The organism is Bacillus pfraonensis (assembly GCF_050768835.1).
GTDB classification, from domain to species: Bacteria; Bacillota; Bacilli; order Bacillales; family Bacillaceae_G; genus Bacillus_A; species Bacillus_A pfraonensis.
This window is the reverse complement of record NZ_JAHCDO010000042.1, coordinates 1-13,803: the sequence shown is the minus strand read 5'-3', so window position 1 is coordinate 13,803 and position 13,803 is coordinate 1. Positions and strand designations below refer to the sequence as shown.

At 34.1% G+C, this 13,803-nt stretch carries 16 protein-coding genes and 4 pseudogenes; 9 read left to right on the top strand and 11 right to left on the bottom strand.

Annotated features, from left to right (window positions below):
* Window positions 1–33: 33 nt before the first annotated feature.
* The 3 genes and pseudogenes from KFD70_RS25985 to KFD70_RS25975 all read right to left on the bottom strand — a co-directional run.
* Window positions 34–657 carry a hypothetical protein gene (locus KFD70_RS25985; RefSeq protein ID WP_336454618.1) on the bottom strand — a complete coding sequence of 208 codons (624 nt, stop codon included), beginning with the start codon at window positions 655–657 and terminating at the stop codon, window positions 34–36.
* 3 nt (window positions 658–660) lie between these two features.
* Window positions 661–948, bottom strand: a complete 288-nt coding sequence (locus KFD70_RS25980) for a hypothetical protein (protein WP_431613466.1) — start codon at window positions 946–948, stop codon at window positions 661–663.
* Window positions 949–991: 43 nt separating this feature from the next.
* A pseudogene (locus KFD70_RS25975) lies at window positions 992–1,381 on the bottom strand (IS6 family transposase); the annotation flags it as partial.
* Window positions 1,382–1,447: 66 nt separating this feature from the next.
* Between KFD70_RS25975 and KFD70_RS25970 the strand changes: the two are divergent.
* Window positions 1,448–2,134: an IS6 family transposase gene (locus KFD70_RS25970; protein ID WP_431613465.1), complete on the top strand. Its 687-nt coding sequence runs from the start codon at window positions 1,448–1,450 to the stop codon at window positions 2,132–2,134.
* Between the two features lie 37 nt (window positions 2,135–2,171).
* Here KFD70_RS25970 and KFD70_RS25965 read toward each other — a convergent pair whose 3' ends face one another.
* Window positions 2,172–2,324, bottom strand: coding sequence for a hypothetical protein (locus KFD70_RS25965; protein WP_336454677.1), 153 nt, complete (start codon window positions 2,322–2,324; stop codon window positions 2,172–2,174).
* An 87-nt stretch (window positions 2,325–2,411) separates the two neighbouring features.
* Window positions 2,412–3,326 (bottom strand): Rpn family recombination-promoting nuclease/putative transposase, encoded by a 915-nt coding sequence (locus KFD70_RS25960; RefSeq protein WP_431613464.1) that lies wholly within the window; start codon window positions 3,324–3,326, stop codon window positions 2,412–2,414.
* Window positions 3,327–4,010: 684 nt separating this feature from the next.
* Here KFD70_RS25960 and KFD70_RS25955 point away from each other — a divergent pair.
* On the top strand, window positions 4,011–4,517 hold the full coding sequence (locus KFD70_RS25955; RefSeq protein ID WP_336454496.1) for a hypothetical protein: 507 nt from the start codon (window positions 4,011–4,013) through the stop codon (window positions 4,515–4,517).
* 207 nt (window positions 4,518–4,724) lie between these two features.
* On the opposite strand, the gene KFD70_RS25950 is transcribed toward KFD70_RS25955, so the two are convergent.
* Window positions 4,725–5,111: a DUF5412 domain-containing protein gene (locus KFD70_RS25950; protein ID WP_336454495.1), complete on the bottom strand. Its 387-nt coding sequence runs from the start codon at window positions 5,109–5,111 to the stop codon at window positions 4,725–4,727.
* A 69-nt stretch (window positions 5,112–5,180) separates the two neighbouring features.
* The gene (locus KFD70_RS25945) at window positions 5,181–5,402 is read right to left on the bottom strand and encodes a hypothetical protein (protein WP_336454494.1); all 222 of its coding nucleotides are present in this window, start codon (window positions 5,400–5,402) and stop codon (window positions 5,181–5,183) included.
* A 506-nt stretch (window positions 5,403–5,908) separates the two neighbouring features.
* On the opposite strand from KFD70_RS25945, the pseudogene KFD70_RS25940 reads away from it, so the two are divergent.
* The 7 genes and pseudogenes from KFD70_RS25940 (at window position 5,909) to KFD70_RS25910 (ending at window position 9,319) form a co-directional block, all read left to right on the top strand.
* Window positions 5,909–6,567: pseudogene (locus tag KFD70_RS25940) on the top strand (IS6 family transposase).
* Window positions 6,568–6,886: 319 nt separating this feature from the next.
* Entirely contained in the window at window positions 6,887–7,087 is a 201-nt protein-coding gene (locus KFD70_RS25935; protein ID WP_336454493.1) for a hypothetical protein, read from the top strand.
* 61 nt (window positions 7,088–7,148) lie between these two features.
* Window positions 7,149–7,382, top strand: coding sequence for a hemolysin XhlA family protein (locus KFD70_RS25930; protein WP_336454492.1), 234 nt, complete (start codon window positions 7,149–7,151; stop codon window positions 7,380–7,382).
* A 3-nt stretch (window positions 7,383–7,385) separates the two neighbouring features.
* On the top strand, window positions 7,386–7,649 hold the full coding sequence (locus tag KFD70_RS25925) for a hypothetical protein (RefSeq protein WP_336454491.1): 264 nt from the start codon (window positions 7,386–7,388) through the stop codon (window positions 7,647–7,649).
* Window positions 7,531–8,004 (top strand): annotated as a pseudogene (locus KFD70_RS25920) (hypothetical protein). The gene KFD70_RS25925 and the pseudogene KFD70_RS25920 overlap by 119 nt, the downstream one beginning before the upstream one ends.
* 201 nt (window positions 8,005–8,205) lie before the next feature.
* Window positions 8,206–8,637 (top strand): hypothetical protein, encoded by a 432-nt coding sequence (locus KFD70_RS25915; protein ID WP_336454490.1) that lies wholly within the window; start codon window positions 8,206–8,208, stop codon window positions 8,635–8,637.
* Between the two features lie 91 nt (window positions 8,638–8,728).
* Window positions 8,729–9,319, top strand: coding sequence for a DUF3967 domain-containing protein (locus KFD70_RS25910; protein WP_336454489.1), 591 nt, complete (start codon window positions 8,729–8,731; stop codon window positions 9,317–9,319).
* A gap of 230 nt (window positions 9,320–9,549) precedes the next feature.
* Here KFD70_RS25910 and KFD70_RS25905 read toward each other — a convergent pair whose 3' ends face one another.
* The 4 genes and pseudogenes from KFD70_RS25905 to KFD70_RS25890 form a co-directional block, all read right to left on the bottom strand.
* Window positions 9,550–10,239 (bottom strand): IS6 family transposase, encoded by a 690-nt coding sequence (locus tag KFD70_RS25905; RefSeq protein WP_336454488.1) that lies wholly within the window; start codon window positions 10,237–10,239, stop codon window positions 9,550–9,552.
* Window positions 10,240–10,840: 601 nt separating this feature from the next.
* The gene (locus KFD70_RS25900) at window positions 10,841–11,683 is read right to left on the bottom strand and encodes an N-acetylmuramoyl-L-alanine amidase (RefSeq protein ID WP_336454487.1); all 843 of its coding nucleotides are present in this window, start codon (window positions 11,681–11,683) and stop codon (window positions 10,841–10,843) included.
* Between the two features lie 355 nt (window positions 11,684–12,038).
* Window positions 12,039–12,746 (bottom strand): annotated as a pseudogene (locus KFD70_RS25895) (IS6 family transposase).
* A gap of 405 nt (window positions 12,747–13,151) precedes the next feature.
* The coding region (locus tag KFD70_RS25890; protein WP_431613463.1) for an Rpn family recombination-promoting nuclease/putative transposase at window positions 13,152–13,803 on the bottom strand (652 nt) is incomplete at its 5' end.

Genomic DNA, 13,803 nt, shown 5'->3' with positions numbered 1-13,803 from the left:
AACTTTGCAGTAGAACCTTTTATCTCGTTTACCTCATTTGCGAGAATTGTTACTATAATTCTTAGAAAAAGTTCGGATAAACTCTTTATATATATTTTCATCCTCAAAGTTTAAGGATATCCATGATAAAACATCATCATCGAACTCTTTCCATGCATCAGAAGAGGTGAAATTATGTTTTAACTTACTACCATCTTTTATTGTGAGTATACCAATTCCATACTCTCTGTCACCAATAATAATCCATTCCATAGAAGGTGAAAACCAAACAATCATTGACGAATTATCCATAATAGAATCTGCCGGACTATCTACGGGATACATATCTAATACATCAATATACTGATTACCACTCAAATGAAATGGTAATTTCAACCAATTGTAATATCCGAACTCTTTATAATAGTATTTAACAGGATGAGGATTCAATACTCCCATGACAACAAATGAATCATTTGTCATTTGAGCTATTTTCTTCACTTCGTCCCATCCACCATCTTCCATTAAGAAATCAAATTCCTCAAACATATAATTACCATATCCTTTTTTAAACACTTGATATGGCAAGTTAAATCCTAAATGAAACATCTCATTTAGTTTTTCATTCCAGCCTTCAAATTCTTCCTTGTCTCTTAAAAATAACGCTTCTAAATTCAATGTCTACCCTCCTAATCTAATTTTTAATGTCATTTTTTTCTTTCCTCTTGGAGTATAATCTGCTGATGGTTTTCCTGTTGACTTTGCGTTATTTCTTATTACATATTTTGCACCATTTTTAGTCATTATAGTTACGTTACCATCTTTAGATCTATTTGATTTCCAACCACTCTTGCTGAGATTTTTTTCAAATTGCGAGCGAGTTAGATTGGTCTGTCTGTTTTGAAAACGACTGCTAGACTTCGTAACGTCTTTATAACTGGAAGTTTTTGGTTCTGGTGCAAAAATCATTTGATAGAGACATGGAAACCTACATAGTCTGTTCAATAGCAGATTATGATGCAATTCCAAACAATTTATGTATGAACCTAACTTCATTTTGGGCAGACTTCACCTGTGGGTGAAGTTGTCCTTTTTTCATCATATGCATAGTTTCAACGCCACTCAATATAGAAGTGGCTGTTTCATATGACTTGAGTCCTAACATAGAACGCACACGTTTCTTAATGAAACGGTGGTCTTGTTCCACTATATTATTGAGATATTTAACTTGCCTTATTTGTATGCCTTCAGGCATATGTTTCTCTTCTTTTAATTCTTGAATTGCTACAGGATAGGCTGGGTTCTTGTCTACTGTTATAACGCGAGGTTCACAAATATGAGAAGCAGCCAAGGCTTTCTTGAAAAAGCGTTTGGCTGCTTGTTTATTTCTTGATTCACTAAGAGGTTCTGTTGCAAAGTTTTCTAAATGAGGATACACTCTAGAAAAAAGAAGCCAGGAGAATCACAAATGCGATATTTTAAAGGGAAACAGTTCAAGAAAGATATTATTTTAGTAGCTGTCGGCTACTACTGTCGTTTTTCTTTAAGTTATCGCGATGTATCTGAAATCCTGAAAGAACGTGGTATTTCAGTTCACCCAACAACTATCATGCGATGGGTTCATGAATATGGCAATCTCATCTATCAAATTTGGAAAGTGAAAAATAAATCTGCGCGCTTATCTTGGCATTTGGATGAGACTTATATCAAAGTTAAGGGAGAATGGCGTTATCTCTATCGTGCAATTAATAAAGATGGACACACATTGGATATTCAACTTCGTAAAAAACGGGATCATCAGGCTGCCTATGCCTTCATGAAAAGATTAGTAAAACATTTTGGAGAACCTACGGTTCTCACTACAGACAAAGCGCCGGCATTACTTTGCGCATTTAACAAATTAAGAAAACAAGGGTTTTATCAGACTACAATCCATCGTACAATCAAACATTTTAATAATCTCATAGAGCAGGATCATAGGCATGTAAAGAGACGTTTTGCCAAATCCGCAGGATTTCAAAATCTTCGTCATGCTTCACGTACGATAAAAGGTATCGAGACTATTCATGCCCTATATAAACAAAGGCGAAGTCTTCAAAGAGACTCCGCCTTTTCAACGTACAATGAACTTCAACAATTATTAGCTACTTCTTAAACATTGCTCCTCATTTACCAACCTGTTTATGTTTTTTTCAAACTTTGCAACAGAACCCTGCTAAACCAGCTAAATGTTTTATACCAATTTTTTCTCCATAGGTTTCAGCTAATTTTTTTACCCCTAATAAATGCTCTTCGACAGTTTGTACCTGTTTGTCACTTTCGCGGATGTGAGCAATAAAGTTCATTCTATCTCCCTCCAATATAAGCTATGCGAACATGCAGTATAAAAAGCTTTGCGGAAAATACCGCAAAGCTTTTGTAATGACATGTAATTATAATAGTAATTTTCGTATCTCTTCTGTACTTAGACCAGTGAATTTTGCAATGTCTCCTAACGGCATACCATTCTTATGCATACCACGAATTAATTGGATTTTTCCCTGTTCAATGCCTTCTTCTCGCCCTTTTTGAATCCCTTTTTCTAAACCTTCCTCTAAGCCTTCTTCACGAGCGTGAGCCAATTTAGCTTGTTCATCAAGAAGTAGCTTCTCACGAGCCTCGTAAGCTGTTCGGAAAGAGGAGTCATGGCTCATATTTTCCCATTTATTTATTGCTTTTTGTAAAATTGGATCTTGATTCATTGCAATCTCCTCCAATGTTTGAGTTAAATGTTCATCTTCATGTGCTGGCAGTAACAACATCCAACGAACAAATGCATTTTCCCATGGATTTACTTTTTCTTCACGCCATTGTTTGACCAATTTTGGAATTTCTACAAAATGAATTTCAATATCATCACTTAGTATCTGTTGCTTTTTAGGATTCCATAATTGTCCTATGGTGTGAAATGAATCATCTTGGGAGAATAATATAAAATCTAATAAATTAATGGTAATTGTTTTCCGAAGTGAACGATACGGCATCCCTTCTTGCATTTGGGACGTATAGAGTTTACTCCAATAATATAGAGATCGCTTGACCATATCATGTGTATTCCGAAGCTGAATTTCTATATTTACTTGCGTCCCATTATCTAGTGTTGCTAATAAGTCTAATATGGATAACTTATCATCTTCATAAGATTTATGAAGATGTGGATCTTCTAGTTGTAGAGATACAATAGGTGCATCTAAAGATTCCTCTAGGATGGCGTTTAGAAATCCAGTTAAAATTTCTTCATTTCCCTTCGTTCCAAATAACTGTTTAAAAGCGAAATCAATCCGTAAATTTACTAATTTTGTGGACATGGGTTTCCTCTCCCTGTCTTTCTGTTCTTCTTACTATTTTATAATGTAATTCTTTATATAAGCAAATGGGTTCTGTTGCAAACTTTAAAAACATCGCAAAATATTGAATATATCATACATTCTTTTGAATAGTATCCAACGTTTATTCTAAAATAATTGTATTTTAATTCTACATTTTTATAAGTTCTCAAAACTTTGCAACGGAACCTAACCATGTATTGCCTATTCCAAATTCAATAAATTTCAAATCCATTCTCCTTTTTAAGGTTAATCTTCTCTTAACATCTCAGAAGTTATTTGCCTTATGATGCATTGAAATAAGAACTTGTTTGGTTGTAACATACTCTAAAATTATTATATCAACCGTTTCAAATTAGGGACAAGAAAACAACAATCTATTAGAAAACAGCCTTTTTTAAGAAAACTGGTAGGTACATGAAGATTTGTTTGTTGTCCCCACTGTTTTTCTAGGCTTTGCCTAGCCCCAAGCGCCAGTTGGGCCCAAAAACCTCTTGTGCTCTTCTAACTATGTTTTAATTTTTAAACAAAGCAAGGTGTTCAATTTAGGTTTTTGTTCGTTGTTTTACAAAATTTTTGTAAGATTTATTTAAGGTAAATGAAAGTTTAGAGAAAGAGTAACGTTGTAAAATGAGCTTGTTCAAAAAAATAGGAGGTGTTTTGAAAGTGAAAAAAGTATTACAAAGTTTGACGATTACATCACTAGTTTTAGGTGGTGGCTTCTTTTTTGGTTTTAGTGAACAAGCAAGTGCTGCGAATCCCCAATCAGGTAAGGTTGAGATGGAAAAAAGTAAAGTAGATCATAAAGCTCCTGGGATTTCTACTAAACAAGGTGAAAAAAAATTATCTAAGGAGATAGGTGTACAAGATTCTTCATTTGAGTTTTATGATGATCGTAACTTTAATAATTTACTTTTCACTATGTATCCTGATCAATGGATAGAAGATTTAGGATTTTTTGATGTAAATGATAAAATATCATCTGTAATAATACCTCCACGATCTGCTGTTGTTCTTTACTATGACAAAAATTTTAGTGGGCATAGTAAAACAATTAAGAATAGATATTATTCGAGCTACAAAAAAGTTGATTTATACAAAGAATACTTCGATGACACCACTATTGATTGTTCTAATTCAGTTCGATCGTTACAAACGTATAGCTTAGATTAAAAACTTTCTTTATTGTTAAATTTAAAGGTATAAGTATATATACTTATACCTTTTATGTAAGGTTTACATAGCATGACATTATTGGAATTCAATGTGTTTAGAAACCTAGAAAAGTCCTTTCAGAAGAAAAACTGAAGGGACTTTTAACTTACATAATTTTCGTTAGCGGCAGTCAATGTATCTATAAGCCTACAAAAAAAACTATAGTTAATCGTTTCTGAAATCATATGTCTCTTCAGGAACATTTAATGTATGTCCGTTAATGATTACTGTATCATTGTCTTTCCAGACAATCTTTGCCGTATTCTCTCGGTAATTCCAATACACATTCTTTGTCTTGAAATATTTACGATGATTAAATACTAACTCTCCTCTAACAGCAAAACTCGTTGTCGCTCCGCCGTTTGTTACGTAAGCTTTAAATGTATATGTTCCATCAGGAGACTGTTTTTCAGCAATCTTTTCACCTGTGGGTAGTCGATCCATACTGAAAAACGCCCAATACACTCCGTATACGAACAAACCAATTATACAAAATAATACAATTAACGATTTTCGTTTGGTTTTCTTAATTTCTTTCTTTGTAAAATTCATGTTTTAGCTCCCATTAATGACTTTTATAGCAAACCTCTTCTTATAAAAAGAAGAGGTTCACAGCATTCCTTATGTACAACAATATGTTGCTTTATCAAACGCATCTTCAGGAATATAAACTTTATTGTCCTTGATTTTATATGGTATATCGTTTCTTTCCAGCTTATCTATGTCAACGCTTTTTGCAGTGTCGCCCCATTGTACATATTCACCGTTGTATTTTTGACAAGCTGATACCCCAATAACAATTACAAAACAGAGAAATAGATTTCCAAAATACCTTCCTTTCATCATAGACCTCCTTTTTCCTCATTGTACCATTTATCCAAAACAATTCATTTGGATTTTTGAATGTGTAGCGTATACACGATCGGTTAACATAACGTAACATTATTGGTAGCGAAGACAAGGCGGATCCCTACTCTCACAAGGAATCCATCTTCTTCCCTTTCTATGACTCTATTTATTTTTTTATACATTCCTATCCTGGTGCGGGTTTTCAGGTTCCCGTTTGTTACTAAATTAGCCGAAAAACTGTATAAAATCTTGGGTTCTGGTGCAAAAACTTCAAGATAGTTGTGAGTAATCTCTAAATGTTGGACATACTGATACTATGATTCTAAAAAAGGAGTGTGCTCGGTATGGAAAACGACAATTTATTTAAATGGAAATATTATCAGCCTGAACTAATCTTGCTCTTTGATAGGTTCTGGTGCAAAAACTTTAAATCTCTTGCAAGTAATCTCCTAAACTTGGACATACTGATAGTATTACTCTAAAAAAGGTGTGTGCTCGGTATGGAAAAGGAAAATTTGTTTAAATGGAAGCATTATCAGCCTGATGTTATCTTATTAACGGTAAGATGGTACCTGCGGTACAACCTCAGTTTTCGTGATTTAGTCGAAATGATGGAGGAACGGGGCTTATCCATTGCTCATACAACGATTATGCGTTGGGTTCACCAATATGGTCCTGAGCTAGATAAGAGAGTTCGTCGTCACCTTAAGAAAACGAATGATTCTTGGCGAGTAGACGAAACGTATATTAAAGTCAAAGGAAAGTGGATGTACTTATATCGAGCTGTTGATTCCGAAGGAAACACCATTGACTTTATCTTCAGTAAAACAAGAGATCATAAGGCTGCAAAGCGCTTTTTTAAGAAAGCTTTGCAGTCTTTTCATGTTTCTAAACCTCGTGTTGTGACCGTTGATAAAAATCCAGCTTATCCTATCGCTATAGAACATTTGAAGAAAGAACAACGGACGCTCGCTGACATCCGAATAAGACGAATAAAATATCTGAATAACATAATCGAGCAAGATCATCGCTTTATCAAGAAGCGAGTGCGTATCATGTTAGGATTGAAATCTTTTCAATCAGACAGACTTTGCAAGGGGAGAAGTCTGTCAAAAAACAAATTAAGTTAATCAATCAACTCTTCGGTCTCACCGCATAGTAGTAGATTCCATTAGGAGTCTACACTGCTATTTCTAATCTACATATTATTTGCACCAGAACCTTTTGAACCACCTATTATTTATGAAGAAGCAGAAAATGGTGACGAAGAGAGCAAAGGGATTTAACAAAATACGGCTTTGAATTCAATTCATAGCATAGATTAAGAGGAGCAGAAATGCTTCTCTTTTTATTTTGAAAAGGAGGTCGTAATTATATAAAAAAGTTGAATATGCAAGTTGAGAAATATATACAGAATATTCAATTAATTAATAAATTGATATATACTCAAGTGGAGGATTGAAAAGGGGGATTTTAGTATGAAACTACATGAAATTTTAGTTGGTTATAGCAATGGGGAGTTTAAAGAAGGGGATGTATTTCTATATCGTAATAATCCTAAAGTGAAGGCAACATTAAATATGGGAAGCTTGATTTGGGATGAAGATAAATTACCTGTCAGTTGTAAAGATGTTTTCCAAGATGTATGGACAAATCAAGAACAAGAAATTCAAATTTAATATGATTTTTAAACATAAGAGAGACAACTGTCTCTCTTTTTATTTTGAAAGGAGTGAAATGATGCAAGAAATCCAAGATTTAAAGCAAGAGATCCAACAGATTAAATTAGATCAGAAAGATATAAAGAATGACATTCGAAACTTAGAGTCTCGCACCTTAGGCAATGAAAAAGACATTATCAATATTAACAAACAGTTAGATAAAATCAGCGCCAATACAACCTGGATTCTCCGGATTATCATTGGTGCAATAGTAACAGCACTTATTGGATTGCTCTTGAAAGGAGGTGTTTAATATATGCCGCTTACAAAAGAAAATATTTTAAAACGTTTGCGCAACTGGAAAACATGGGTTGCGCTTTTTTCATGCTTTGGATTAATTTTATCGGTCTTTGGAGTGACTGGGTTCGAGGGGAACTTGGATAAGGTTGAAAAGGCTGTGTATTTATTTGGGATTGCTCTGGGTATTTGGACTGATCACGAAGAAAAAGTGGAGCTTGTTCAAAAAGAAAGCAAAAAAATACGCACCTGTCGCGGTGCGAGTATCATTAGTAATCGGTAGTGCTATTATATTCAGCAATTTTATAGATATTACTCATGGGTTTGCTGCTGAACCTGGAACAGATGTTAATGAAGTATTCAAAGATGTTCAATGAAATGATGGGAAGATAAAGAATTATATAGATGGTCAACTGTATAACCGTATTGTAAATGCATTTGAGCCAGTTATCTTTTTAATTAAAGCAGTGTCATATCCTATTGCATCCGTTGTGGCGTTATGCGGAGGATTGTTTATTATGGTTGGTAGCCAGGAACGAGGGTTTTCATTAATAAGTCGCGCAGGAATTGGCTATATAGTGGTGCAGATGATTCCGTTGTTTATGCGTTTACTTGTTGAGATAGCTAAAGCAATTTAGTCCTACAGTTGTAGGGCTTTTTTTATTGCAGTATTCAAGATGTGACAATAACCATATATCTTTATTATCAAACATCATATCTTAACTAAAAATTTGCAATAATTGGATTTATATTTCTAAAAATGTTATATATTTACATAAATGGAAGCTTATATTATGATAAAGATGCAAGTTATAAAAATATAAAAAGGGGGATTTTTTATGTTTAAAAAACTAGCAATTGGAGCTTTAGCAACTGGAATTGCTTTATCTGGAGCCGGAGGAGCACTTGCAGCTGAACAATCTCAGGTAGTTGATAAAAAGATTTCATCCAATTCCATGGCATCAGTTAATGTAGGTAACGGACAAACTAACGGAACACTTTATTCTATTAGTGCTTATCATTTAATTCCAGTAAAAGCTGCGAGCCTAAGTCAAAAATCACTTTCTGTGGATTTATGGGGACATTCAGCTACTAAAATTTCTATTTATGAAGATAGTGCGTCTGGTAGACTTTTAGGTTCATGGACAATGTCTGAAACACCAAAGACAGTAAGCATTAACCCTAGTAAAACTTATTATTTACGTATTGGTGTAATGCCATATAGCCAAGATAGTCCGTGGAACTATGTGGTAAATTGGCAATTTAAATAATTAAGAAAAAACCCTGTTTATACAGGGTTTTTTCTTTGCAGGAATTTATCAATCATCATGGAATACTGTCACTAGGAGGTGTTGTGACGCTATGACGGATGGGATTGTTTATTCCTCTAGTGAAGTATACAAAAGGCTAGGAATAAGTGATAGTACGTTAAGAAAGTATATGGAAGTGTTACAACGAGAAGGATTTACAGTAAAGAAAGATAATCGTGGTAGACGCCAATACACAGACAGTGACATTATGGTTATTGAGAAATTAATTGAGCTTAGTAAGCATGACGGTATGACGTTAGAAAAGGCTGCGAAGATGATTGCGCAGCAAATAGAAAAAGTTAATCCGGATCTGATTAAAGAAGAGCCTGAGGAAACGGACTTAGTCCCATTCCACATTAAACAGCAATTGCAGCAACAATATAGTGTTATGGCGAAAGAAATGAATCAGAGTATGTTAGCAATGGAAAAGCGATTGAGTGAGCAAGCGAAGCAAAGTAACGAGGAAATCAAAGCAAGCATAGAAGCGCACAATGAACGAGTGGAAAAACGATTAGAAGCACGGGATGAGAATCTAATGAAAACTTTGCGTGAGATGCAGGAAGCGAAGAGAATGATGCAGGAGTTTCGGGATGAGGTTGCTGCTGCAAAAGAGGAGAAAAAGCCTTGGTGGAGGTTCTGGTAAACTACGCAAGAGTAGAAAAATATACTTTTCTACTTGTGAGTAAGTATATAAAAAGCCCTACATATGTAGGGCTGATTTTCTATTAGCAAGTTAAAATTATTTACTGTCGGAAATTATGTCGTTTAGGGTATGCTGTTCACGTTCATTTAATTTATTAGCGATGTAGTAATCTAGGGTTCTGTTGCAAAGTTTCTTAACAGATAAAAAGTTGGTATGATTGCAGATGGATTTTATGCAATCGTTAGTAATTGTTGTAATTCATTGTACGTCGAAAAAACGAAGTTTGGTTGTTGCAAACTTCGTTTTCGTTTATATAGAGCATGAACGGTTTCAATGCCTTTCAAGGTACGTGAAGCATGGCGAAGATTTTGAAATCCTGCAGATTTGGCAAAACGTCTTTTTACATGCCTATGATCCTGTTCAGTAAGATTGTTTAAATGCTTGATTGTACAATGGATGGTAGTTTGATAAAATCCTTGTTTTCTTAATTTGTTAAATGCGCAAAGTAATGCTGGCGCTTTGTCTGTAGTGAGAACCGTAGGTTCTCCAAAATGTTTTACTAATCTTTTCATGAAGGCATAGGCAGCCTGATGATTCCGCTTTTTACGAAGTTGAATATCCAATGTGTGTCCATCTTTATTAATTGCACGATAGAGATAACGCCATTCTCCCTTAACTTTGATATAAGTCTCATCCAAATGCCAAGATAAGCATGCAGATTTATTTTTCACTTTCCAATTTTGATAGATGAGATTGCCATATTCATGAACCCATCGCATGATGGTTGTTGGGTGAACTGAAATACCACGTTCTTTCAGGATTTCAGACACATCGCAATAACTTAAAGAAAAACGACAATAGTAGCCGACGGCTACCAAAATAATATCCTTTTTAAACTGTTTTCCTTTAAAATACCCCATATATCATTCTCCTGCTCACACTTTTTCTACAGGTTATCTCAGTTTAGAAATCTTTGCAACACAACCCTTTTTACAAAATATAAGTTATAATTTTTTAGAAGAGCAATCTGTAAGTCCCATTGAAATATGTGGTAAATTTGGGATATGAAGTGCATATTAAAAAAGAGATAATGCACTAAAAAAGTGTTCTTATCCCTTTTTTACTTATATGATGAAGAAATCAATTGTGGGAAAATTAAACAAACGTTTGTTTAAAACATTTTGGCTACGAGGTATTATATTTTCAATTGTCCACTTTGTTCAATTTCACGTTTATTATATAAATTTTATATAACAAAGAAAAAAACACCCGTTTTGGATGCTTCATCTTAATTATCTAGAGTGTATGTAAATTTGAAAAATCTCTATTACGTAGTTTTAGCAAAGCTTAATGGTTTTATTTATACTTTAGTCGTACATATATTTTAATTATTTTTGAAATGTTAATGAACATCCTGTAATAATGAAAGTAAACTTTTGAATATTAGTTTACATTCGTAAGAGGAAAAATAAAAGAGACAATGATGAATTAACTCATCATTGTCTCTTTTCAATTAAATCTTTACTGTAAAACCTCAACATATAAAGGATTAGCAGTTATATAGTTTCCTGATTTCAGCTTATACATTTTTGAACCATTTACAGTTAACGTTTCCACAACAGTGAATACATCACCTTGTTTCACAGTACCAGCCTTTGCATTCCAATCAGGTTGATTATAATAATATAATTCTTCTGCTTTCACACGAATTAAGAATGTTTTCTTCTGTAACCCAAATGCCTTTACTAAACCATTTACATGTCCTCTTGCAAGTTGTTCTCTAAATGTTGCATTACCTAATTTTTGAGCATCTTCTGCTCGATCAATAAACCCATTTTCAGTTAATACTGCTGGCATATTCGTTTCTCTTAACACATGGAAATTATTCGTTTTAACTCCTCTATCATAAAGGGCAGTTGTTTTCATAATTTCTTGATGAATTATATTTTGGTAAGTCGTAGTTGGTGCTCCTGCATTTGGATAACTATAATCTTCATAACCAGTGCCACCACCACTATTAATATGTACAGATAAGAAAAAGTCTGCTCCCCAATTATTTGCATCAGTTGTTCGCTGCGTTAACGTAGGGTATACATCACTCGTACGACTCATTCTAATTTCATGCCCTGTATATTCTGCATTTAAAATGTTACGAATACGTGTTGCAATATCTAATGTTAAGTCTTTTTCTCGTAAACCATTTCCAATCGCTCCTGTATCCGTTCCACCATGACCTGGATCAAGATAAATCTTAACTGTCTCCGCACTTGCATGTGCAGTTGGTATAGCAAAATACATACATGCTACACATAATAAAACAATGCTACCTTTCACAAAAGCTGATAATTTCTTCAATGCTGTCACTTACTTTACTCTCCCTTTGCATATGAATTTACAGATATTCCCTACACTCCAAGTCTACTAGACTCTACATCCCCTTCCTAAAAAAAGGATTTCAATTAAACTACTAAACTATCACTGTCCTAATTAATTCTTTTGAATTTTACTCAAAATAAAAAACAAAATCAATATATAATTTTGTTTTTTATAAATAATTATTTTTTCAGAATCAAAATTAGTAAAATCTTGAAATGTATGTATTTATTTATGATATAAAAAGGGATTAACCCTATTCATCTCTATATTAAAAAAATGGGTTCTGGTGCAAAATATATGAAGAATGACATCGAGAATAGTAGATTCCTAACGGAATCGTATCTTATGCTATAAGTCCAAACATTTGGTGAATGAACTCTTTTTGATTTTGGACAGACTGATTTTCTAAATCAATCTGTCCCTTTTTTATCATATGCATGGCTTCCACACCACTCAATATAGAGATTGCTGTTTTAAATGACTTGAATCCCAACATAGAACGCACACGTTTCTTAATAAAACGATGATCTTGTTCCACTATATTATTGAGATATCTAACTTGCCTAATTTTTATGCCTTCAGGCATATGTTTCTCTTTTTTCAACGCTTGAATTGCTACAGGGTAAGCAGGATTCTTATCTACTGTTATCACGCGAGGTTTAGAAATATGAAAAGACTGCAAAGCTTTCTTGAAGAATCGCTTTGCAGCCTTGTGGTTTCTTGTTTTGCTTAAGTAAAAATCGATGGTATTTCCTTTCGAATCGACAGCACGATACAGGTAAATCCATTGACTTTTTACTTTGATATATGTTTCATCGACTCTCCAAGAGTCATTGGTTTGCTTGAGATGACGACGGATTCTTTTGTCTAATTCAGGACCATACTGATGAACCCACGGCATAATCGTTGTATGAGCAACGGATAAGCCCCGTTCCTCCATCATTTCCACCAAATCACGAAAGCTCAAGTTGTACCGTAGGTACCATCTTACTGTTTGCAAAATAATATCATAGTGATAATGCTTCCACTTGAATAAATTTCACTTTTCCATACTGATCACGCACCTTTTTTAGAGTACTAGTATCAGTATGTCCAAGATTTAGAGATTACTTGCAATTAGCTTGAAGTTTTCGCACCAGAACCGTTAGATTCATACATAAATGATTTGGAATTGCATCATAATCTACCATTGAACAGTCTATGCAGGTTTCTATGCCTCTATCAAATGATTTTTGCACCAGAACCAAGTTTTATAGATTTATTATAATTATCCTGAAGTTTTTGCACCAGAACCCTTTTATGCTATACTCTTAAAGAGAACGTAACAGTGACAAGTCTCTTCTATGTATAAATATCTTGTCACTGATCTTTTCTCTTATGTCTTCTTCTTGCATCTTGAAAGAGCCACAATCCCAGCCATTGGGGATTGTGGCTCTTTTGCTTTCTTAGTTTTTTATTATGAATTTTCTCTCAAAATATGTTCAACTTCTTCTATACTTAATTTACTTGCTTTTGCAATTGTTTCGATTGGTACACCAAGTTCATGCATACCTTTAATCATTTGTATTTTCCCTTGCTGAACGCCTTCTTGGATGCCTTCTTTTTTTCCTTCATTACGAGCATGGGCAAACTTCGCCGCTTCATCCATCAACGCTTTCTCCCTTGCTTCATACGCTTGTCGGAAAGAAGAATCTTGACTCATACGTTCCCATTTATTCATTGCCTTTTGTAAAATAGGGTCTTGGTTCATCGCAATATCCTCCAATGTTTGGGTTAATTGTTCATCTTCATTCGCTGGAAGTAATAACAACCAACGGACAAATGAATCTTCCCAGGGATTTACTTGTTCATTCCGCCACTGTTGCATAAGTTTTGGAATTTCCACGATATGAACTTCGATATCACTACTCAATACCTTCTGTTGTTGCTGATTCCATAAGATTCCTGTTGTATGGAATGCTTCATATTCTGGAAACATGACAAAGTTTAATAAATTAATCGTAATTGTTTTATGAAGAGAACTATAGGGCATTCCTTTTTGAAGTTGGGATGTGTATAGCCTTCCCCAGTAATATAAACTTCTCTTAATCATATCATGATTATTATTT